The sequence below is a fragment of the Clostridium sp. NkU-1 genome, assembly GCA_001312405.1.
Window position 1 is genome coordinate 61,409 of sequence record BBDR01000017.1, and the last position, 20,368, is coordinate 81,776.

General features: G+C 48.5%; 25 protein-coding genes, 1 tRNA gene and 1 pseudogene. 22 read left to right on the forward strand and 5 right to left on the reverse strand.

Going from position 1 to position 20,368, the window contains the following annotated elements; genetic code table 11:
• Positions 1–704: 704 nt before the first annotated feature.
• From JCM10519_RS32445 to JCM10519_RS20255, 5 genes and pseudogenes are all read left to right on the forward strand, one after another.
• On the forward strand, positions 705–1,007 hold the full coding sequence (locus tag JCM10519_RS32445) for a hypothetical protein (protein ID WP_347844943.1): 303 nt from the start codon (positions 705–707) through the stop codon (positions 1,005–1,007).
• Positions 1,001–1,261, forward strand: coding sequence for a hypothetical protein (locus JCM10519_RS32450; protein WP_347844944.1), 261 nt, complete (start codon positions 1,001–1,003; stop codon positions 1,259–1,261). Before JCM10519_RS32445 ends, JCM10519_RS32450 begins: the two co-directional genes overlap by 7 nt.
• A gap of 237 nt (positions 1,262–1,498) precedes the next feature.
• Positions 1,499–2,138 (forward strand): annotated as a pseudogene (trmB, locus tag JCM10519_RS20245) (tRNA (guanosine(46)-N7)-methyltransferase TrmB).
• A complete protein-coding gene (locus tag JCM10519_RS20250) occupies positions 2,122–2,367 on the forward strand; it encodes a hypothetical protein (RefSeq protein ID WP_054741425.1) in 246 nt (81 codons plus the stop codon). The pseudogene trmB and the gene JCM10519_RS20250 overlap by 17 nt, the downstream one beginning before the upstream one ends.
• Before the next feature lie 129 nt (positions 2,368–2,496).
• Positions 2,497–2,569 (forward strand) — tRNA-Lys (locus JCM10519_RS20255).
• A gap of 281 nt (positions 2,570–2,850) precedes the next feature.
• Here the strand turns inward: JCM10519_RS20255 and JCM10519_RS20260 are convergent.
• From JCM10519_RS20260 to JCM10519_RS32465, 4 genes are all read right to left on the reverse strand, one after another.
• Complete coding sequence (locus JCM10519_RS20260) at positions 2,851–4,368, reverse strand: FGGY family carbohydrate kinase (RefSeq protein ID WP_054741427.1); 1,518 nt, start codon at positions 4,366–4,368, stop codon at positions 2,851–2,853.
• Between the two features lie 122 nt (positions 4,369–4,490).
• Positions 4,491–4,835, reverse strand: a complete 345-nt coding sequence (locus tag JCM10519_RS32455; RefSeq protein WP_347844945.1) for an amidohydrolase family protein — start codon at positions 4,833–4,835, stop codon at positions 4,491–4,493.
• Entirely contained in the window at positions 4,780–5,643 is an 864-nt protein-coding gene (locus tag JCM10519_RS32460) for a hypothetical protein (protein ID WP_347844946.1), read from the reverse strand. The genes JCM10519_RS32455 and JCM10519_RS32460 overlap by 56 nt, the downstream gene beginning before the upstream one ends.
• A 145-nt stretch (positions 5,644–5,788) precedes the next feature.
• The gene (locus tag JCM10519_RS32465; protein ID WP_347844947.1) at positions 5,789–6,037 is read right to left on the reverse strand and encodes a hypothetical protein; all 249 of its coding nucleotides are present in this window, start codon (positions 6,035–6,037) and stop codon (positions 5,789–5,791) included.
• A 298-nt stretch (positions 6,038–6,335) separates the two neighbouring features.
• On the opposite strand from JCM10519_RS32465, the gene JCM10519_RS20270 reads away from it, so the two are divergent.
• From JCM10519_RS20270 to JCM10519_RS20335, 17 genes are all read left to right on the forward strand, one after another.
• Complete coding sequence (locus tag JCM10519_RS20270; protein ID WP_054741428.1) at positions 6,336–7,148, forward strand: BtpA/SgcQ family protein; 813 nt, start codon at positions 6,336–6,338, stop codon at positions 7,146–7,148.
• A 295-nt stretch (positions 7,149–7,443) separates the two neighbouring features.
• Entirely contained in the window at positions 7,444–7,980 is a 537-nt protein-coding gene (locus JCM10519_RS20275; protein WP_347844948.1) for a hypothetical protein, read from the forward strand.
• A gap of 20 nt (positions 7,981–8,000) precedes the next feature.
• Positions 8,001–8,237, forward strand: a complete 237-nt coding sequence (locus JCM10519_RS32470; RefSeq protein WP_347844949.1) for a PfkB family carbohydrate kinase — start codon at positions 8,001–8,003, stop codon at positions 8,235–8,237.
• Position 8,238: 1 nt separating this feature from the next.
• Positions 8,239–8,901: an SGNH/GDSL hydrolase family protein gene (locus JCM10519_RS20280; RefSeq protein WP_347844950.1), complete on the forward strand. Its 663-nt coding sequence runs from the start codon at positions 8,239–8,241 to the stop codon at positions 8,899–8,901.
• Positions 8,902–8,972: 71 nt separating this feature from the next.
• A complete protein-coding gene (frlC, locus tag JCM10519_RS20285; protein ID WP_347844951.1) occupies positions 8,973–9,677 on the forward strand; it encodes a fructoselysine 3-epimerase in 705 nt (234 codons plus the stop codon).
• Positions 9,678–9,887: 210 nt separating this feature from the next.
• Positions 9,888–10,712 carry an amidohydrolase family protein gene (locus JCM10519_RS20290; RefSeq protein ID WP_347844952.1) on the forward strand — a complete coding sequence of 275 codons (825 nt, stop codon included), beginning with the start codon at positions 9,888–9,890 and terminating at the stop codon, positions 10,710–10,712.
• 12 nt (positions 10,713–10,724) lie between these two features.
• A complete protein-coding gene (locus JCM10519_RS20295; protein WP_054741430.1) occupies positions 10,725–11,153 on the forward strand; it encodes a secondary thiamine-phosphate synthase enzyme YjbQ in 429 nt (142 codons plus the stop codon).
• A gap of 97 nt (positions 11,154–11,250) precedes the next feature.
• Positions 11,251–12,612 carry an amino acid permease gene (locus JCM10519_RS20300; RefSeq protein WP_054741432.1) on the forward strand — a complete coding sequence of 454 codons (1,362 nt, stop codon included), beginning with the start codon at positions 11,251–11,253 and terminating at the stop codon, positions 12,610–12,612.
• A gap of 225 nt (positions 12,613–12,837) precedes the next feature.
• On the forward strand, positions 12,838–13,443 hold the full coding sequence (locus JCM10519_RS20305; protein ID WP_347844953.1) for a GntR family transcriptional regulator: 606 nt from the start codon (positions 12,838–12,840) through the stop codon (positions 13,441–13,443).
• A gap of 30 nt (positions 13,444–13,473) precedes the next feature.
• Entirely contained in the window at positions 13,474–14,259 is a 786-nt protein-coding gene (frlD, locus tag JCM10519_RS20310) for a fructoselysine 6-kinase (RefSeq protein ID WP_054741434.1), read from the forward strand.
• A gap of 59 nt (positions 14,260–14,318) precedes the next feature.
• On the forward strand, positions 14,319–15,047 hold the full coding sequence (locus tag JCM10519_RS20315) for a UTRA domain-containing protein (RefSeq protein ID WP_054741436.1): 729 nt from the start codon (positions 14,319–14,321) through the stop codon (positions 15,045–15,047).
• A 15-nt stretch (positions 15,048–15,062) separates the two neighbouring features.
• Positions 15,063–15,872 carry an SIS domain-containing protein gene (locus JCM10519_RS20320; protein WP_347844954.1) on the forward strand — a complete coding sequence of 270 codons (810 nt, stop codon included), beginning with the start codon at positions 15,063–15,065 and terminating at the stop codon, positions 15,870–15,872.
• Positions 15,803–16,075, forward strand: a complete 273-nt coding sequence (locus JCM10519_RS32475) for a hypothetical protein (RefSeq protein WP_347844955.1) — start codon at positions 15,803–15,805, stop codon at positions 16,073–16,075. The genes JCM10519_RS20320 and JCM10519_RS32475 overlap by 70 nt, the downstream gene beginning before the upstream one ends.
• A 19-nt stretch (positions 16,076–16,094) precedes the next feature.
• Positions 16,095–16,256, forward strand: a complete 162-nt coding sequence (locus tag JCM10519_RS32480) for a hypothetical protein (RefSeq protein WP_347844956.1) — start codon at positions 16,095–16,097, stop codon at positions 16,254–16,256.
• Between the two features lie 15 nt (positions 16,257–16,271).
• Positions 16,272–16,727 carry a TIM barrel protein gene (locus tag JCM10519_RS20325; protein WP_347844971.1) on the forward strand — a complete coding sequence of 152 codons (456 nt, stop codon included), beginning with the start codon at positions 16,272–16,274 and terminating at the stop codon, positions 16,725–16,727.
• Positions 16,728–17,159: 432 nt separating this feature from the next.
• Complete coding sequence (locus tag JCM10519_RS20330) at positions 17,160–18,776, forward strand: heparinase II/III family protein (protein ID WP_054741438.1); 1,617 nt, start codon at positions 17,160–17,162, stop codon at positions 18,774–18,776.
• Entirely contained in the window at positions 18,773–19,177 is a 405-nt protein-coding gene (locus tag JCM10519_RS20335) for a hypothetical protein (protein ID WP_054741440.1), read from the forward strand. Before JCM10519_RS20330 ends, JCM10519_RS20335 begins: the two co-directional genes overlap by 4 nt.
• A 207-nt stretch (positions 19,178–19,384) precedes the next feature.
• Here JCM10519_RS20335 and JCM10519_RS20340 read toward each other — a convergent pair whose 3' ends face one another.
• Positions 19,385–20,086, reverse strand: a complete 702-nt coding sequence (locus JCM10519_RS20340; protein WP_347844957.1) for a lysophospholipase — start codon at positions 20,084–20,086, stop codon at positions 19,385–19,387.
• Positions 20,087–20,368: the final 282 nt, after the last annotated feature.

Consider the following 20,368-nt stretch of genomic DNA (forward strand, 5'->3'; position numbering starts at 1 on the left):
TCCTTTTCTTGTCATGGAAACCGGTTAATGCCGTTTCAGATTAATGCACGCTGAAATAGAGACTGCGGGGAGTAACTAATAACTGAGATAGCAGAGAAAAGAAAGGGGATACCTCTATAAAGGAGAGGAGCCGGCAAGATTGGAGGAATCCAGCCGGCTATATGAAAAAAAGTTTATCTAAAAGGATATTACCTGTAACAAGTATTAATATAATGATTGGTTGTGTAGAAAAGTTGTGGAAGATGTGAACAGTTTGTGAAAGAGGCTGTGTCTTTTTTGCTTAGGGACAATCCTGGATTTTCAATCATATCTGTATACTAGTGAAGCATGTGGATATGCTGTATACCCGCATGCTTCACAATCTCAGGGCTGAAGGCTGCTTTTCTTTCATGCCCTGCAGAAAAAAAGAAAGGTGAGAATATGACATCTCAGGAAAAAAAGACAGGCGGTATGTGATAAATATGCAACTATTATAGGCCGCAACATTTATAGTCTGGATCTGCGGGATTACTGTTTTAAAAAAATATATTAACAACAAATATTACAGCGACTGCAGCAGTTCTATTTGTTATTCCTATAAAGAAGCCGGCTATGGTTTTGGCATCCTGACTACGGCTGGAATTTACCAGTCCAGTGCTCTTACTGTGGTAGATGTGAATATAACAAATGGCATTCCGGATATCTCCAGGCTGCGAAAGGGGGACATGCTGGAATTCGCTGGCACGGATGCCGAGAGGCCGCTGAAAATCGGCCACGTTGAAATGTACTATGGAAATAATATTTTATGCGGTCATGGCAGCGGCACCCCGTCCTTTAAGGATCTTAAGGGCTATTGCACCAGCCGGTACAATTCCTGGGCTCCCGGGGGCTGGCGTGAAGGTCTTGTATGCGTCCGAAGATACATTCAGGACGATGGTGAGACAGAGACGGAAGCTGTCAGGTTATCAGGCTGGAAGAGGGAAGCTGAGGGATGGCACTTTTACCTTGGAAATTCGGGAGAGTGGTAAGGAATTCCTGGTATCAGGATAGCGATGGGAAGTGGTACTGGTTCAATGCAGACGGTGTCATGGTTTCAAATATCTGGTACCAGTACAGAGGTGACTGGTACTATCTGAAAGCAGACGGAGCCATGGTCAAGGGCCGGCAGGATATTGACGGCAAATGGTATTATCTGAATCGGGGCGGCAGGATAGCAACAGAACCGGTGAAGCTGACCCCGGATGAAAACGGGGCGCTGCAGTATCCGGGTATGGCAGTGTAAGAAAAGAAGGCGGGCGCCAGTATTTGTGTACTGACCCGCCTTCTTTTCTTACACTGCCATAATACTGAGAATTTATGTAAACAATATGGATTATCATATGATCTTTATTGGAAATAATTAAAAAAGTCCAGGAAGGAAAATAAACGGCAAACTTGCGTTCCCGGCACCATGTATGATACAATCGTTCAGGTGATGCATGTTTTCATTAAGATGAATTTATTTGGAGGAATTTTAAGTATGAGGTTACGTCATATACCAGGCTCGGAAGAAGAAATCGCGGGCAGTCCATATGTTGTCCAGACTCCTTTTGAGAAAAAAGGCTGCTGGAAGGAAGTGTTTGGCAATGAAAATCCCATAGAGATAGAAGTTGGCATGGGAAAAGGCCGTTTTATCATGGAACTGGCTGCTATTCATCCGGAAATAAATTATGTTGGTATTGAGAGGTATCCCAGCGTTCTTTTGAGAGGCCTGCAGAAAAGGGCCCAGATGGAACTTGATAATATATTTTTTTATGTGCGTGGATGCAAAAAACCTGGCAGATATATTTGCACCGGGGGAGGTTCAGAAGGTTTACTTAAACTTTTCTGATCCATGGCCAAAGGACCGCCATGCAAAGCGCAGGCTCACGTCAGAGGATTTTATGGCGGTTTATGACCAGATTTTAAAGTCTGACGGAACTGTGGAGTTTAAAACCGACAACAGGGGCCTGTTTGACTATTCCCTGGAAGCCATTCCCAAAGCCGGATGGCAGATTAAGGAATTCACCTATGACCTTCACCACAGTGAGATGGGAGAGGGAAATGTGATGACAGAGTATGAAGAGAAATTTTCCTCTAAGGGGAATCCGATTTATAAATTGATTGCAGGAAGAAAATGATATTTTTTTAAATCCGGCATTCGGTTTCAATAACCGTGATGCCGGTTTTGCATATAATAAAGCAAAAGCAGATGCAGGAGCGGCAGTTATGGGAATGAAAGACAAGGTCACAAGCAAGCTTCTTCAGGCTACCAGCGATAAGACCGAATTAAATAAGAAAATGCTGGCTTGGAACAAATCTTTTGTAGAAGTGAACAAAACACTAGGTGAAAATGTACAAAAAAAATAAGAAAAATAAATAAATTCGAAAAAGTTGTAAATTATTTGTAAAAAAAGGTGTTGACTTTTGTTGGATACGGTTATATAATTACACACGTGCTCGAGACGAGAGCACAGTGAAAGAAAAAACAAAAGACATGCGCCTTTAGCTCAGTTGGTAGAGCAGTAGACTCTTAATCTATTTGTCCAGGGTTCGAGTCCCTGAAGGCGCACTCAAAAGTTCCGGTTTTGCAGACAGAGAGCTGCGGGGTTGGGGCTTTTACTTTGTCTGGATTTATGGGGATTTAAAAGGTTTTATTTCGTTTGAACAGAATAGACGGGGAAGCGGATGCCTGGAGGGTGTTCGCTTTTTTATTTAGGTCATCCCACGAAGATCCAAAAGCAGACGGTCTGAGCCCTGTCAAAGCGTGTTGAAAAATTCTTGTGCCCGGTGGGCTGCTGTAAGGCGGCCTGCCGGGCACAATGAACTTTCAAACGTACTTTTTCGTTGCTGTTACTGCTGCGCCAGCGCATGCATGAGTTCGGCTGCAGCAGGATAAAGCCTGTCATAAATATCCTGGTATATCTTGTAGGCTTCGTGATTTTTTGCGTCTGGACGGTAGGTTTTGCCGGTCTTGATAAACTTGGTCAGGGCGGCAAAATCCTCAAATCCGGGATACTTTACGGCGGTAGCTGCCATCATGGCATCCCCAAAGCTGGCGCCGATGGTCACAAGCGGTGTATTGATCTCCTTGCCGGTCACATCCGCCACAATCTGCATCCACAATGGATTCTGCACTCCGCCTCCTACGGCGAATATCTGGTCGATTATTACGTTGTCATGGGCTTCCATAAGGCTCAGCTGCTGGTTGACGGAGAATGCCACGGATTCCAGGGCACTGCGGTACATATGGGCTCTGGTGTGGGCCAGGGTCAGTCCAAGCAGGCAGCCGCTGGCCAGGGGATCGTTGATGGGAGTCCGCTCGCCGGCGAAATAGGGCAGTGTGATCAGCCCGCCGCTTCCTGGTGCAATTTGATCAACACCCTCCAGCATGGCCTGATAGGCATCCGGACCGCCAGCCCGCTCGAGTGCCAGGGCATCCGGGAACAAGGTGTCACGGTACCATTTGGTCAGAGAACCGGCTGCGTTGGTCCCTGCGGAAATGTCGCATAGACCCGGAACGATAAATTCTTCCCGCCACAGGCGGTCATCGTCCACCAGCTCCTTTGTTCCCAGAATCATATAGATGGAAGAACCGAACTGAATCATCATCTTGCCAGGAGCTACCACGCCGATGCTGATGGCCTCTGCGCCGGAATCATCGGTTCCTGTGATGACCGGAGTGCCCTCTTTCAAGCCGGTTTCTGCTGCTGCCCGGGCGGTCACTCTGCCTGCGATCTCGTTGGCCTCTTTAATCTCTGCAAGCTGGCCGGGGCGGCAGATGGGAGCGCACAGTCCGGGATTTGGCATCCCGTCCCGGTCGTACAGGGGATTGAAGCTGGACAGCCCCAGGAACCGGTCCACCACATAATTCCCTGTCAGCCTGGCGGTGATAAAGGTGGAAGCTGTAATGAATTTGTATGTTTTTTCATAGACCAGGGGCTCATTGTTCTTGATCCAGAGAATCTTGGGCATCACATCCGAGGAACAGAGCGGTCGTCCGTACCATTTCTTGATCTGTTCCTCACCGTAAAGCTCTGTAAGCTGTGCCATCTCCCTTGTGGCTCTGGAGTCGATGCCATAGAGGATGGCTTTTCGCAGGGGGCGGCACTGCTCGTCCACAGGCAGGCAGTCCGCGCCCAGTGCGCTGGCTCCCACAGCCAGAATGTCTGCAGGGTCCACCCGGCTTTCTGCGATCAGCTGCCGGCTGATGGTACAAAAATCCCCCCACCAATCCTCATCCGCATCGTGCTCATAATGGCCGGGCCTGGGATTGGTCATGGCGTGTTCGGTAGTTCCGGTGGCGATGATGTTGCAGTCTTGGTCAATCAGTACGCCTTTGCTGGAGTTGGTTCCCGTGTCAATACCCATAAAATATTTTTTTGCCGATCATGTTTACCTCCATAAAAAAATGTTATTCAACTGTGTCCGCGGGTCTGCGGGACAGCCTGGGTTTGGAGCCGATTATGTAACGTGTCAATTCATCTATTTCCTTAGATAGTGCGATGGACAATTTTGCCGTCCACCAGTGTCAGGCACACTTTAATGCCGCGTATCTGGTCCATGGGGGTCTCAAACACATTCCCGTCCAGCACTGCGATGTCTGCCAGATTGCCGGCTTTAAGGGTGCCCAGCTGGGATTCGCAGCCCAGGTTGTACTGACCGCCGTAGGTCCAGGCCTTTAATAACTCAGCAGTGGTCAGGGTGTTCTCTTCATTGAAGGGCGCACCTCCTTCGGGGAACAGGGCGCCTACAGTGTGGTAGATGGACTCAGGAATATTGTCATAAAGCAGCGGCAGGTCCGTGCCGCAGGAAATTATTACACCGCTGTCGGCCATTTTCCGGCGGTTCCAGTAGTTTTTTTTCGCGTTCCAGACCAATCGTTTTCTGAATCATTGCCAGCTTGCTGTCACGGTTTGCGATGGACATGATCTGGGGATAGACCTCTGCAACTATGCCGAGAGCTCCCATGTGCTCCAGATCAGCAGGATCTGAGCACTCCAGGTCTGTGATTGCATGGCGGTTTTTCACCTTACCATCTGGTCCCCTTTGACACTGGTCAAAGATATCTATGGTCCTGCAGATGGCTCCATCGCCCTGTGCATGGAGAGAAAAGCGGAAGTTCTCCCTATCGGCTGCCAGGGTATCCTTTCTTAAGCCTTCCCAGTCGATATCTTTGGCACAGCAGGTGTCCGCGCAGAGGTAGGGAGACTTCATTTCGCCTTCCAGCTGGCTGATGGATCCGTCGGTCATCTGGTTATAGCCTGAGAAATGTACGAAACTGTCGGGGAAGAAATCCCGCATCTCCTTTCCGTATTCCAGATTCATGGGAAAGCCTACAGGCTGACTCATGAAATGTACTCTGGCAGTCAGTGCGTTTTCCTGTTCCAATTTCTTAAGTTCTTCTGTAAAACCGTAGAAATCGTCAAACCCCATTTCCTTGATAGAAGTAATGCCTCTTGAATTCATCATAGACAGATATTTCCTGAATTCCGGTACGGAAAATTCCTTCTGTCCCAAAATATATCTCAGAAGGCGCCAGTAGCTTTCTGACCAACAGGTGTCCGGGGTGAATCGGTACTCCCTGCGGGCGGCGCTGTTCATATAGCAGCTTTCGCCTCCCTCCATAAAGAAGATGGCAGGCACGTCCCCGAACTCCTGGTCCAACCGGCCGCAGCTCAGTTCTGTGAAGCCGGGGCGCACCCCTCTTGCAAGCACGCTGCGCCGGGGGAGAGGGTTTTCTGGTAATCCTTAGCTGCTGCCACCAACTGGTCTGCGTTCTGGCATGCGCTTAAATCAGCGCCGGTGATGGTAAGCAGATATCCGGTGAAAAAAAACAGTGCACGTCTGTAAAGCCCGGGCAGATGAGCCGATCTCCTAAATCCATCACCTGGGTGTCCGGTCCGGTGTACTTAGCTCCGTCCGAGGGACCAACGGCCAGAATGCGGTTGCCAGATATGGCTATGAAGCCTGCTTCCGGAGTGGAAGCAAGGCCTGAGAAGACAGCGTTGGAACGTAATAGAATGTCAGCTTTCTGCATAATGCAGCCTCCTTTGATAAAAATAGCAGTATCAATAAGTTGATAATAATTTTATACCAGTTCTGAAATCATCATAACACGGTAGGAATCTGGATTCAATCAAAAAAAGGGCTTTACGGAAAAATTGTAATAAAGGTAAAAAAAATAATGCATAAAAATGTGCATATTGCACAAAGCATGTAATTAAGTGGGTGAGAAAACTGGAATGATGTTGACAATGGGGCTTTCGTTTGATATTGTAAAAGTGGTATTAAAATATAGTGAACATATATAACTAAAATAGGAGGAAATAACACATATGCTTTGGACTGAAAAAATGTTTCATACCAAAAAACCGATTATTGCCATGCTGCATCTGGATCCACTTCCAGGAGATCCCATGTATTCTTCAGATAATGATATGAAGACAACGGTAGCACACGCCAGGTCAGATCTTAAGGCGCTGCAGGAAGGCGGTGTGGACGGGATTTTATTCTCCAACGAATTCAGCCTTCCCTATGAAAGGAATATGAGCTTCGTCACACCTGCCAGCATGGCGAGGGTTATCGGAGAATTGATGAGCGAGATCAGAGTGCCTTTTGGTGTGGACTGCATCTCGGACGGTCTGGCGACCTTGGAGCTGGCTGCTGCCGTGGGTGCCGATTTTGTACGGGGAACTTTCTGCGGCGTCTATGTGGGAGACGGCGGACTGTACAATAATGATTTTTCAAAGCTTCTGAGGCGCAGGGCTGCCCTGCCCCTTGAAAAGCTTAAGATGCTCTATTTCATCAACCCGGAATCTGACCGGAATCTGGATACCAGACCGCTGAAGGATATTGCCAAGTCCACAATTTTCAAAGCTAATCCGGACGGGCTATGCATCTCTGCCTCAGCCGCCGGGCAGGATGTGGACGATGAGCTGATCGCACAGGTGAAGGCTGCGGCTCCGGAGGTGGTGGTTCTGTGCAATACTGGGTGCCGCAGGGATACCATAGAGCGGAAGCTTTCTGCAGCGGATGCTGCAGTGGTGGGGACTACATTTAAAGAAAACGGTGATTTCTACGCTCGCGTGGACGTGGTCCGCGTGAAGGAATTTATGGAAGCAGTAAAAGCATACAGGGAGAGTCTGTGAGCAGAAAACTGATTAAAAAGATTGGGCTGGAGGCAGAGAGGTCATCCCCCGCCGGGCTGTACACAACAGTATTTGGCGGGGGATGACCTTTTTGGTATAAAAATTATTTATACATATATAGATTCTGGCTGAATAAATGGAAAATATTACCACTAATCAAATAGTTTATGTATAATATGCACTATTACATGGGCGTATTTATGTGAAAAATAATAAATTGACACTAATATACTGATCTGATATACTTCAAGTGGTATAAAAAAACTAGAAACATATATACATAAAAGGAGGGAAAATGAAAGTTGCTGCTATGGGAGACAACTGCATTGACGTGTATGAGCGGATTCAAAAGAAATACCCCACCGGCAATGTGGTAGATACGGGAGTCAATATTCAGAAGCTGGGAATTCCCGTATCCATTATCAGTACTACCGGTTCTGATGAAAACGGAAAATGGATGGTGGAGACACTGTCCGGAGAAGGACTGGATTTGAGCCACTTCAAAGTGGGGAACGGGCTGACTGCCATTACATACATGGATATGGACGGGCTGGACCGGGTGCATGGTGATTATGTGGAAGGGGTGCTGGAACATATTGTGTTTGACGATGAGGATGTCCGTTTTGCTGCTGCCCATGACCTGGTGCATACTGCGCTGTGGGGGAAGGCCGAAGAAGCCCTGCCGAAGATCCGCCAGCTTTCCGGCGCGCGGATCAGCTTTGACTATGCAGACCGGCTGGACCACGAACTGGTTGAGAAAACCTGCCATTTGTGGATTATGGATTTTATTCCTACCACAAGGAGCGGGATGCATTTATTGAATCCTACTTAAAGGATAAGGTAGACAGAGGCATGAAGGTTGCGGTGGCCACTTTTGGCGATCAGGGGAGTTTGGCCTATGATGGCAGCCGGTTTTATGAGGGAGGCATTTATCCTGCCTATGTGGTAAATACTGTAGGAGCGGGCGACAGCTTCATCGCTGGATTCCTTTATGAAATTCTCAATGGGTCTGACATTGAAACATGCCTGGACACAGGCTCGAGAATAGCTGCCAAAGTGGTCAGTACCTTCAATCCCTGGGAGGAATGAGATGATAAGAAAACGGGTTCTCTGTTATGGTGATTCCAATACCTGGGGCTACATGCCCGGGACCGGAACCAGATATGAGGAGAATGTTCGGTATCCGGGAGTTATGGCTCAATCGCTGGGAGGGGAATACCGGGTTGTGGAGGAGGGGTTAAACGGACGGACTACTGTGTTTTCCGACCGGATGGAGCCGGAGCGCTGCGGAATTGAACACCTGCTTCCGTTTCTGCTGTCCCACCTGCCTCTTGATTATCTGGTGATTATGCTTGGGACAAATGATACGAAAAGCCATTTCCACGTCAATGCAAGAGAAATCGGATACGGTATGGAAGAGCTTCTGATCCGGGCCAGGCACATTCTGGATACCAGGGGATTTAAAACTGAGATTATACTGGTGGCCCCGGTTCCCATTCAGCCTGAGGGAGATCCCATGTTTGACCGGGAGTCCTGGAAAAAGAGTGGAGAACTGGCACTGGTTTTCCGGGAGCTGGCCCATACATGCGGATGCCTGTACCTGGATGGCGGATCCGTCACCAGGGATGTGGGGGAGGATGGAATCCATCTGAGCATACAAGGCCACCGGGCATTGGGAGAATCAATTGCAGAGATCATAAAGGCACACGAGCAATGCCAACTTACTAAGCGTATGAAGAACCCGTCTGAGTAAGCCGGCATGTATTGCACATAAGCGGTCAGCATACAACCGCTTCGTGCTCATAACAAAGGGGGTAATTAATTATGAAACTTGGAATGTTTACTTCTGGTTATCAGCGCAATCCGCTGGAACACTGCTTTCGGGACGCAAAGCGTTTCGGCTATGATTTCATCGAGCTGTGGGGCGGCAGGCCTCACGCCTTTGCACCGGATCTGAAGGCAGGGGAAATTGAGGACTTGAAACGCCTGATCGATAAATATCAGATGCCGGTACTTGGATTCACACCAGAGCACAACGCCTATCCTTATAATTTTATGATTGGAAGCGAACTGCAGAGGAGAGACGCAGTGGATTACCTGAAGCTGTGTCTGGATATGGCGAAGGAAATGGGTTCTGATTATATGCTGGTGTCACCGGCCCATGCCGGATACCTTTCAACTTATGAGGAGATCTGGTCCCGCATGGTGAGTACCTTGAGAGAACTGACCGACCACGCTGAGAAGGTTGGCGTAAAGCTGGTAGTAGAAACGCTGACGCCCTATGAGAGCAACGCGTTCAAGAGCGCAAATGACTTAATCGAACTGTTTAAACGCATCGATTCCCCCTATATTGTAGGCATGTGTGATGTTGTGCCGCCTTTTGTCCAACATGAAAGCATCATGGCTTACATTGATAAGCTGGGCGAAAAAATGTATCACATGCATATTATTGACGGGGATCAGGGGACAGACAGCCACATTGTTCCCGGCGAGGTTCCATACCGCTGCCGGAGCTGTTTAAGGAGCTGAAGGATGCCGGATATGAGAAGACTGCCACATTGGAGCTGGTGACAGGATATATCAACGAACCCAGGCTGTATGCCAGGAGAGCCATCGATAATACCCGCGCCTATATGAGGGAAGCTGGCTTCTGACAGACGGGAGGGAAGGGAGACTGATCATGTTTATTGACATTCATGTACATCCGGCGTTTTATGAGCGATTAATGAGGATGCCAAGGTGGAGGAGTTAAGGCATAATGCCCTGGACATCCACTTAAACGGAACGGCACCTCTGCAGCACATATTCAACCAGATGCGCTGTGCGGGGCTGGACCGCCTGTGCCTGCTGCCGGAAGATTACTCCGCAGAGTACGGCAGGCCGCTGGTGACAAATGAGGAGATCAAAAGGCTGGTGGATCTGGCGCCGGACCGCTTTATTGGTTTCGCAGGGGTGGATCCCCTGGCAGAGGGAGCTGGGGATAAGCTGGAGCACGCGTTTGGAGATCTGAAGCTCAGAGGATTGAAGCTTCATCCATCCCGGCAGCATTTTTATCCGTCGGATGAGCAGCTGAATCCGATTTACGACATCTGCGAGAAGTATCACAGGCCCATAATCTTTCACAGCGGACTGTCCTGGGAGCCCAATACTCTGGCAAAGTATTCCAGGCCCGTAGAGTTCGAGGCGCTGGCAGCCGACAGGCCGGGCCTTAAGATCTGCCTTGCCCACTTCGGCTGGCCCTGGGTACAGGAGACAGCCATGCTTATGCTGAAATATCCCAATGTTTATGCGGATACGGGGCTTCTGTATTTTGACAATGCTTTGGAGTTTTATAAGAGGGTATTTAACCATGACATTCCTGCCACATGGATTGACCGCAGCCTGAGGCACCAGGTAATGTTCGGAAGCAACAATCCGCGTTTCGAGCAGATCCGCATGGCGGACGCCATTTCGCGTCTGGGTTTCAGAGAGAGTACCCTGAAACTGATCAAAGGCGGCAATGCCATCGAATTCCTGGGAGGATTAGAAGACGCTTTCTCCGGCGGTGTTACAGGGGAACAGTAAGGAGGGATACCAGTGGTAAGCACAAGTTCAATTACACTTCTGACAACGGAATATAACCAGATGATCCGGATCACCGGTGAAATCGAAAAAGCCGTGAAGGAAAGCAGAATTCAAAACGGGATTGTCAACGTAATCAGCAGGCACACAACCACCGGAATTACGGTAAATGAGTCCCTGGAATGCCTGGAAAGTGATATAGCGGAGTTTCTGGCCAGGATGGCTCCTGAGGACTGGCCATACGCCCACGCCAGGATGCTCCGTGACTATGGTTCTACGGCCGGCAATCCTACCGGTCATCTGAAATCACTTCTAACAGGAAACCACTGCCATCTGCTGGTAAGCGAAGGCTGCATTCAAAAGGGCGGGGCTCAGGAGGTTTACTTTTGCGAATTTGACGGACCGGCCCAGAGAACTATATACATCCAGGTAATGGGGGAGTAGGGGTTTTAAGCAACAGATGCACGTCCTGGGGGACATGTAGTCGTATACGGTTAAGGGAAGCCTATTGACAAAAATACGAATAAAAAGGAGAAAGAGTATGTCGAACGTTAAAACACCGGAACAAAGTACCAACGAATTAAAGCGGAAGCTTGGTCTTGGCACCGTAATCGCTCTCGGAGTCGGAACAACAGTAGGATCCGGAATCTTCTCATCACTGGGTGAGGTGGCGGGAGCCGCGGGAAGCAGCCTGTTTTTGGTGCTGTCTTTCCTGATCGGCGGAATGCTGCAGATCCCGGCCAACTTCTGCTATGCGGAGTTGGCCAGCGCCTTCCCTGAGGACGGCGGACAGTATGTTTACTTTAAGGAAGCGGGATCACGTCCTCTTGCATTCCTCTGTGGCTGGATCAGTTTTTGGGCTACCGATCCGCCGTCCATTTCCATCATGGCCCTGGCCATTGCGAACTACCTGGCGTTCTTTATTCCGGTGCACGGCTTGATTCTCCGCCTGGTGGCAGTTGGTTTCGTGCTGATTTTCATGGTGCTTCATCTGCGCTCTGTGGAAGGCGGTGGTAAATTCCAGGCCATAATCACCGCTTTGAAGGTTATTCCCTTTGTGCTGATCATCGGCATCGGTATCTTCTTTATTAAAGGAGACTTATTCCTGTCATCCGCGCCGCTGGCAGGAGTGACCGCAACCGGTTTTACCGCCCTTCTGGCAGGTATTTCCGCCACCACATGGTCCTTTGATGGAATGGCGGCGGCCTGCTATATGTCAGGAGAGATCAGAGAGCCCAAAAAAAATCTGCCCAGAGGACTGATCCTTACTGCATTTATCGTACTTGCCCTGTATGTCGGCCTGACCCTGATCGCTTCCGGTCTGCTGTCTGTTGGCGAACTGGCAGCCTCCGAGGCTCCGATTGCTCTGCTGGCCTCCAAGATCCCGGTTATTGGCGGATATGCGGGAACCGTCGTGGCGGTAATGGCAGTTATCGTGGTAATTGGATCTCTGTCCAGCTGTATCATGTTCCAGCCGCGTATTGAGTACGCCATGGCAAAGGATGGCTTGTTTTTCAAGGCTTTCGGCAAGGTTCATCCCAAGTATGAGACCCCTTACTTCTCCATATTGGTTCAGTGTGCAGTTGCGATTGTTCTGATTTTCGCCACCTCCCTTTCTGACCTGCTTGGTTACTTCACTCTGGTAGCCCTGTTAAAGAACTTCCTTACCTTTGGAACTATCATTGTGCTGAGAAACAAGGCGCACTATATGCCTGCATACAGGATGCCTGCAAGGCCTCTGATGGTTGGAGTGGCTATGCTGATCACAGGAACCCTGATCTGGTCAACCTTTATCTGGGCGCCTATGGCAGGTATCGCCTGTGCGCTGATCGCCGTGGTTACAGGACTTCCGGTATATTACTTCTGGGAGAGCCGGAATAAGAAGGCGGCGGCCATGAAATAGGGGGTCTCCAATTAGAGAGATTGACACTTTGAGGCAGATGTTCTAAGATTGAAGATAATGAAACAATATTTGTATTTTAAATATGAAAATAAAAGGAATGTCTGCCATGAATTTAGATCGCCAGAAGCCCCGTGATGAGGCAATGGAAAAAAATTGAAAATTATATAATAAAAAAATCATTTAAAACCAGATGAGAAGCTTCCTTCCGAGCGGAGCATGTGCGAGATGTGGAATTTTAACCGGTCCACTCTAAGAAGCGCGATCAAGCAGCTGATCCTGGAAGGCAAAATCTATAACAAGAATGGGTCGGGAACCTACGTGGCCAGGGAAAAATTAGTCCGCAACCTTCAGGATGTCTATGGGTTTTACCAGACGGCACAGATTGCGGGGCGAAAGGTTGATACAAAGGTGCTTCTCGTGGATTTCTGTGAGACTTCCAAGGATATCGGACGCAAAATGAAACTGCCGCTGGGGCACAAACTGATACGGCTTGTGCGCCTGCGCTATCTGGATGAGATACCGGTACTGATTTCCACCATCTATCTGGACGCCCAGCGCTTTGCCGGACTGGAACAGGTCGATTTAGACAAGGTTTCTCTCTATGCTGTGCTGAAGGAACAGTATGATGTAGAGGTTTCCGGCGGTATGGAGAAGCTGAGCATCGCCTACTGCGATGAGGAGGAAGCGGGTTATCTGGAAATTGAAGAAGGTGCTCCTGTAATTTATCAGTCGGGTGTAACGATGGATCAGCAGGACGTGGTGTTTGAATATTTTAAGGAGATCACCCGCTCAGAATACGTTTGCTTCGCAAGCGAGCTTACGAGAAGGTGAGTTCCTTTCTGGCAAATGGAGGAATAAAATATGAAACTGGCTGCAGTTGGCGATAACTGTATGGATGTCTATGACAATACCGGGAACGCTTACCCGGGTGGCAATCCTGTAAACGTGGCTGTGTATTTCGTGCGGCTGGGAGGCAAGGCTTCCTACACGGGCGTGGTGGGTACAGATAAGTACGGCACGCTGATGAAGGAGAAAATCGCAGAAAAAGGTGTGGATGTATCCCGCATCCGTTTCATGGAGGGGAACACGGCCATCACCCATGTGGAGCTGGTGGATGGTGAACGCGTTTTCGGAGATTACGAGGAGGGCGTGCTGGCCGGATTTAAGCTGACCGAAGAGGAAAAGGATTTCATCTGTGATCATGATATGATCGTGACAGGATTATGGGGAAACATTCATGACGATCTGGCGCAGTTAAAGGAGCGGGGAATCAGGATTGCGTTTGATGCAGCCACAAGGCCGGGGGATCCCGCGGCTGTTGCGGCAATTCCCTCTGTGGATTACCTGTTTTTTGCCACGGACGACGGAGATACCGGGGAACTTCGGCAGGCCATGAAGGAGCTTAAGGAAAAAGGCCCTGTGCTGGTGGTCGCCACAATGGGAGAAAAGGGCAGCATTGCCTATGACGGAACCGGGTTTACCACATTCGGGATCGTGCCCTGCAACGTGGTGGATACCATGGGAGCCGGGGACAGCTATATTGCAGGATTCTTAAAGGGGATTCTGGAAGGCAGAGAATTAAAAGATTGCATGAGAATGGGTGCTGCCAATTCCAGTGTGACATTGGAGTACAACGGCGCCTGGTAATATTGCACATAAGCGGCAAAAAGATGACCGCTAAGTGCTCATAACAAGGAGGAAAAAAGTTGGCCAAAACAGCAGAGGTAGCTTACAATTCACCTATTTATCTTCAGCTTAGGGAAGTGGTACGTTCTAAAATTGAGGACGGGGAGTATGCTCCCGGTACGGCTATCCCTTCAGAAAATGTTCTGGCAGGTACCTACGGAATCAACCGTCTGACCGTCCGCAGCGCAATTGACGCGCTGGTGAACGAGGGTTTGTTAAAGCGTGTCCAGGGTAAGGGCGTGTATGTTGTGGCCCAGATCGAGAGGGACTTAGAGGTGCTGGGCGGATTTACCCAGACCATGGATGAAAAGCATGTGCAGAATAAGCGCAAGATCCTGTTGAAAGGCCAGCGGAAGGCCGGAGAGAAATACGCGGCAATCTTTGGAATCAACGAGGAAGATATGCTGTATTATATCAAGCGTCTGGACTATGCGGATGAAGATCCCATTGCCATTCAGGAAATCTATATTCCCTATAATCTGGTACCCAAGATGGAAGGGATCGATCAGAGCGTGTTCAGCATGTTTGAAATCTATAAATTTTATGGGATTAATCCTGTGAGGGCATGGCAGACCCTGGACTTGGTCCAGCTGACCCAGTCCGATGCCAGGCTGATTAATATCAACAAAGATCAGACGGTATTCCTGTTCTCCTGTACCACCTATGACGAGGATGACCGTGTGATAGAATATTCGAAATCTTATACTCGTGGAGATAAGTGCAACTTCAAGGTGCATTTCCACAAGTAGAAGGAAGGAGCAATTATGTTAAAGTTTGATGAACAGAAGCAGATTGACAATGTAAACGGCGCTCTGGCGCTGCGGCCGGAGATAGAGAAAGTTGTGGACGAAATTCAGCAGAGAGGTTTTGATGGAATTTATTTCATTGGAATCGGCGGGACCTGGGCTTCCGGCATGCAGGTAGAGGTTTATATGAGGGGCAGAAGCTCCATTCCGGTATATGTGGAGAACGGCGCGGAGTTCATCACCACCGGCAACAAGCGTTTCACCAAGGATTCCATTGTGATCTTCTCATCTGTAACGGGAAGCACTGAGGAGATGGTAAAGGCCATTGAGAAGGTACGGAAAACCGGCGCCAAGGTGTTTGGCTTCATCGACAAGCCGGATGCCCCCATGGTGAAACTGTGCGACTGGTGCATTTCCTACCCTATGAATGAGCAGCTGAAGTTCTATATGGTGGCCAACCGTTTGATGTTCAACAACGGGGAGTTCCCTGAGTACGACCAGTACAACGCAGAGATGGAGGCTTATCTGGCCCGGGCCTGGTGGAGGTTGAGAAGGAAGCAGACCAGTGGGCAGCTGAATTTGCCAGGAATAAATATGAATATTTCAAGGCCCGTCCGGATATGCCCCACTACTTTGTGGGCGGCGGTAACCAGTGGGGAGCTACTTACTCCTATGCGATGTGCTACTGGGAGGAACAGCTGTGGATCCGCACCAAATCCATCACCAGCGCTGAATTTTTCCATGGCATGCTGGAGGTTGTGGATGCGGAGACTCCGGTCACTCTCTTCATCGGAGAGGACGAGCAGCGTCCCCTGTCAGAGCGCGTGAAAGGTTTTCTGCCCAAGGTCTGCAAGAATTACACTGTCATTGATACGAGGGATTATGAACTGAAGGGAATCAGCCGGGAATTCAGAGGCTCTGTTTCACACCTTGTGATGCATGCGGTGAATAACCGTGTGGATGCCCATATGGAGGAGGAGTTCCGCCATCCCATGGTGATTCGCCGTTATTACCGCCAGTTTGACTATTGATGATGGGAGGACGGCGGAAATGTCAAAGATTACGATGGATCAGATCGGAGTAATGAGCGTTCAGTACATTCATTATTCCCTGGAATATTATCTTGACTCCATGAAAAGATGCGGTCTGAAGCACGTGGATCTTTGGGGGGGAATTCCTCACTACTGCAGGTTGGACTATCCCTTTGCGTAAGATGCAGGAGCTAAACTGGACTCTATCCGGCAAATGATGGATGAACGGGGGCTGGATGTGGCGGTTTACACCCCGGAGACCTTATCTTATCCCTATAGCTTTTCAGATCCACAGGAGGCGGTGAGAAAGCGTACAGTGGATTATTTCAGAATGGCTATGGACGATGCCCTAATAATGGGCACCAACAAGGTTTTTCTGAATTCCGGCTGCGGGCTTCTGGATCTGCCAAGGGAGAAGTCCTTTGCCAGGCTGGTTGATACTTACAAAAAGATAGCGGCAATTGCTGAGGAAAAGGGGATTGAGCTGGTACTGGAACAGCTTCAGCCTTATGAAAGCAATCTGGTACTGAATCTGGCCGATGTCAAGCGTGTTCTGGATGAGGTCAGTTCCCCGGCGCTTTGCGTATGCGTGGATGTGGTAGCCATGGCTGCGGCAGGGGAGGAGCTGAAGGACTACTTTGCTGTCATGTGAAATAACTATGATTTTTGTAACCCTCCTTATTGAAGGAATGAACGGCACAATAACAAGATAGACGGATTCCGTTAGGGATCCGTCTTATTTTTATATTCACACTACGGGCCAACTTGGCCTGTAACTGCATAACACTTACTACTTATGAAAAACGCCGGAGGAAATGCTGGAAGCCATGAAAACGACGCACCCGCTGCTGCGGGGCACATTATACATTCGATACAGGCGAGGCATTAATAACGAGTGGGTGCCCGCATGAGTAAATAAAATGCGTTATGTAAGGTATTTTTATTTAGACTGGTCTCCAATTCCATAATTTAAAAATCTAAAAAAAGAATATGAATCTGAAGATCGTTTATTCCATTTCTCCAATTCTTCCTATATAATGATAATAACTAACAAAATAATCAATTACGGAAGAGGGGGAACAAGATGTCAAAGGAACAGTATTTTGAAAACAGGAACAATTATATTACCTGTGAGGACAAGGCATGGGTCGCAGATTACTGTCAAAGGAACTGGCCTGAGGAAGTGAGCCATATCCTCCGCATTGCAGATGATGCAGTGGAGCATACATTTTTGTTTGATCTGCGGTGGGATATGGAACGAACCTATGTGCCGGTGCATTTTGACCGGGAAGTGGTTTGGGACTACATGCCGGGAGATGATCCGGAATTTATTTTTCAGTTCAACCGCCACCAATTCTTTATATGCCTGGGACAGGCATATGCCATAACCGGCGATGAAAAATATGCAAAGGCTTTTGCAGAGCTTTTGGATTCCTGGATAAAGAATAACCCTCTGACAGAAGAAACCAAGCAAACTACATGGAGGAGCATTGAGGCCGGAATACGGGCTGAAACCTGGGTAAAAGCCATGAGCTATTTTAAGGACAGCCCCTCTGTGGATGACGGACTTGTAAAGGCATATATGGATTGTCTCACCGTTCACGCGGAATACCTGATGACAACCTACAAACATTTCCAGATCAAGAGCAACTGGGGAGTTATTGAGAACCGGGGGCTTATGGAGATTGCACTGGCCCTTCCTATCTGCGACCGGACAAAGGAATACTTGGATGCAGCGCTTAGGCGTCTTAGTGAAGAGATGGATGTGCAGGTTACTGATGACGGAGTGCACTGGGAGCAATCCCCCATGTACCATAATGAGGTGTTTCACTGTTGTCTGGAAGTACTGCGGCTGGCAAGGCGATATGACATTAAGCTTTCAAGGAAAAAGACTGAGAAAGTCCGGCAGATGGCCTATGCAAATATTGCATGGAAAAAGCCGAATCATTGCCAGCCCATGCAGGGAGACAGTGATGAAACCGATCTCAGGGACTTATTGGCTCAAAGTGCCTGGCTGTTTGCAGACCCGGTGTTAAAGTTCTGCGCTTATGACAAGATGGATTATGACGGAGCCTGGGACTTCTTAAAAGAGGGAATCGAGGGCTACGGAAAGCTTAATGCAAAAGAACCGGATTTCTTAGACAGGGTTATGGAAAGCACCGGAAATCTTTTTGTCCGGTCCGGATGGGATGAAAATGCGGATTATTTCCATTTTCGCTGCGGTTTCCTTGGGGGAGGCCACGGCCATTCCGATAAGCTGCATGTGGATCTTGTGATCAACGGAGAAGATATTCTTATGGACACAGGACGTTACCATTATGTGCCCGGTGAAGCGAGAACCTGGTTTAAAAGCGCCCTGGGCCACAACGTTCCTCTGGTAGACGGCCGTGACTATTTAAAATGCCGGGATGCATGGGGCGTGGATAAGATGTCCGCAGCCTATTTTGGCGGCTATAAGAAAAAGGGCGGATACCGCTATATCCAGGGAAGCCACGGTGGATATTTAAATGGAGAAGAGGGAAATGTGTGGATCACCAGAAAAGTGCTGGCAATTGATACGGACCTTTATCTGATCACCGATGAATTTTCTCCAGAGAAAAACACACATACCAGCAGCTTTTCCATTTTAACAACCAGGGAAAGGTATCGCGCTCCGGACGAACTGTGCGCTATTTTGGCAGCAGGACGGACGGGGAATTGACGGTTCTGACAGAAGGCTGTGAGCTGAAACTGTCAGATGGCCGGATTTCCAGAAATTATAACCAAATGGAAACAGGTAAGCAGCTTTTGGCCGGTAAAGAAGCAGAAGGCTTTACTTCCATCATTTCTGTTGTTTCAGGAGGGGAAAAAGGGAAATACGAATCACCGGAGCTTTCTCTTCTTCCTGTATTCGGTACGGATCCAACGGTTCCATTAGACCCTTCTGATGCAGAAGCGGTATCTGTTGGCTGGAAGGGAAAGAGCTATGTAGTCATTTTGGCCCATGGTGATATCGGGGATTCTTCTGACCTGCTTACAGCAGGAGGCGTGAAGGGACTCGGAACGGTGATTGTGTTTGATACGGAGAAACAGAAAGTGGGAGGCACGGTCATTCACTGGTAGTGAACTGAAAAGTGAAAGATATGAGAGGAAGCAGCGTTTATCCGAAAGGAAAAACGCTGCTTTCTGCATTGGTGTATGTAAATCATGGCATACTTATCTTAAAGGGAAATCCGTACTTCAATCCAGTGCAGGACATCATTGATGACCTCATCCTTGCAGTATTCATTAAAGATCTCATGGAACAATCCTCCGTAGATCTTCATCTGCTTATCTTTTGACGGAGCAGCTGCAAAAAAACTGATAGGTGTCCTGGGCGCTTACCAATCCATCCTTTTCCCCATGAAGCATGAGAATCGGGTATTCAAACCTTCCCACTGCCTCCCCAAACCAGGCAATTCCCTGGCAGAGGGCGTAGCATAAGCCGGTAGTAAAGGTTTTTGAGTTATAGGGATCCTTACCGTACCAGTCAACAACTTCGGCTACGGAGCACACGCCGGCGCCCAGTTCGTTGGGAAGCTTGGTGTGGGGATCCAGGTCTTTCGGAACACTGCTTATGAGCCCCATATTATCCTTTGTCAATGCTCCACTTGTGATAATTCCGCGAAGCCTCTTATCCGGATATTTTGCACCGTATAGGGAAACGGTAAAGCCCCCCATGCTGTGACCGATTAAAAATACCGGGATATCCGGATTTTCCCGGATTGCCATGTCTACTATTACATTGGTATCGTCAAGCAGCTCATGGAAGTCATCATAATAAGTCCGTTCCCCCTCAGAACGCCCGTGCCCCCTGTGATCAAAGCGGTAGGTCGCGATCCCGGCTTTATGAAACAGCTCTGCAAAGTAATCATACCTTCCCTGATGCTCACATAACCCATGGACAATAACGGCTGCCCCCCGGGCGGCCTCTGGAACTTCCTTGTTTAAATACAGTTTGGTCCCGTCAAATGAAAAAATCATTTCTCCCATAAAAATACCTCCTTTAAAACAATGGTTTTACATTTCCCTTATTATACCAGAATTATTTCTATTTTAATAGGAAGAAATCCATGAAAAACAGGAAAAGTTTTTTGCATGACATTTGTAGGATTTGATAGCCATATAGGAGGGGAAGGACGGGAGCATATCCTTTTTCTCTATCTAATCTTATCTATTTATAATTGCGTTAGGTACTAATGACGGTGAAATGAAAAAAAAGCAAAAAAAACATAGTCAAATTTCACAAATTATTAGAAAAAAAATTCAACATAA

What these genes read in the sequence shown, in the direction of transcription:
- JCM10519_RS32445 (WP_347844943.1), top strand. Translation starts at nt 705, where the DNA reads ATGCTGGAATTCGCTGGCACGGATGCCGAGAGGCCGCTGAAAATCGGC.
- JCM10519_RS20260 (WP_054741427.1), bottom strand. Translation starts at nt 4,368, where the DNA reads ATGGGTATTGACACGGGAACCAACTCCAGCAAAGGCGTACTGATTGAC.
- JCM10519_RS32455 (WP_347844945.1), bottom strand. Translation starts at nt 4,835, where the DNA reads ATGGCCGACAGCGGTGTAATAATTTCCTGCGGCACGGACCTGCCGCTG.
- JCM10519_RS32465 (WP_347844947.1), bottom strand. Translation starts at nt 6,037, where the DNA reads ATGCAGAAAGCTGACATTCTATTACGTTCCAACGCTGTCTTCTCAGGC.
- JCM10519_RS20270 (WP_054741428.1), top strand. Translation starts at nt 6,336, where the DNA reads ATGCTTTGGACTGAAAAAATGTTTCATACCAAAAAACCGATTATTGCC.
- JCM10519_RS20275 (WP_347844948.1), top strand. Translation starts at nt 7,444, where the DNA reads ATGAAAGTTGCTGCTATGGGAGACAACTGCATTGACGTGTATGAGCGG.
- JCM10519_RS32470 (WP_347844949.1), top strand. Translation starts at nt 8,001, where the DNA reads ATGAAGGTTGCGGTGGCCACTTTTGGCGATCAGGGGAGTTTGGCCTAT.
- JCM10519_RS20280 (WP_347844950.1), top strand. Translation starts at nt 8,239, where the DNA reads ATGATAAGAAAACGGGTTCTCTGTTATGGTGATTCCAATACCTGGGGC.
- frlC (WP_347844951.1), top strand. Translation starts at nt 8,973, where the DNA reads ATGAAACTTGGAATGTTTACTTCTGGTTATCAGCGCAATCCGCTGGAA.
- JCM10519_RS20300 (WP_054741432.1), top strand. Translation starts at nt 11,251, where the DNA reads ATGTCGAACGTTAAAACACCGGAACAAAGTACCAACGAATTAAAGCGG.
- JCM10519_RS20305 (WP_347844953.1), top strand. Translation starts at nt 12,838, where the DNA reads ATGTGGAATTTTAACCGGTCCACTCTAAGAAGCGCGATCAAGCAGCTG.
- frlD (WP_054741434.1), top strand. Translation starts at nt 13,474, where the DNA reads ATGAAACTGGCTGCAGTTGGCGATAACTGTATGGATGTCTATGACAAT.
- JCM10519_RS20320 (WP_347844954.1), top strand. Translation starts at nt 15,063, where the DNA reads ATGTTAAAGTTTGATGAACAGAAGCAGATTGACAATGTAAACGGCGCT.
- JCM10519_RS32480 (WP_347844956.1), top strand. Translation starts at nt 16,095, where the DNA reads ATGTCAAAGATTACGATGGATCAGATCGGAGTAATGAGCGTTCAGTAC.
- JCM10519_RS20330 (WP_054741438.1), top strand. Translation starts at nt 17,160, where the DNA reads ATGTCAAAGGAACAGTATTTTGAAAACAGGAACAATTATATTACCTGT.
- JCM10519_RS20340 (WP_347844957.1), bottom strand. Translation starts at nt 20,086, where the DNA reads ATGGGAGAAATGATTTTTTCATTTGACGGGACCAAACTGTATTTAAAC.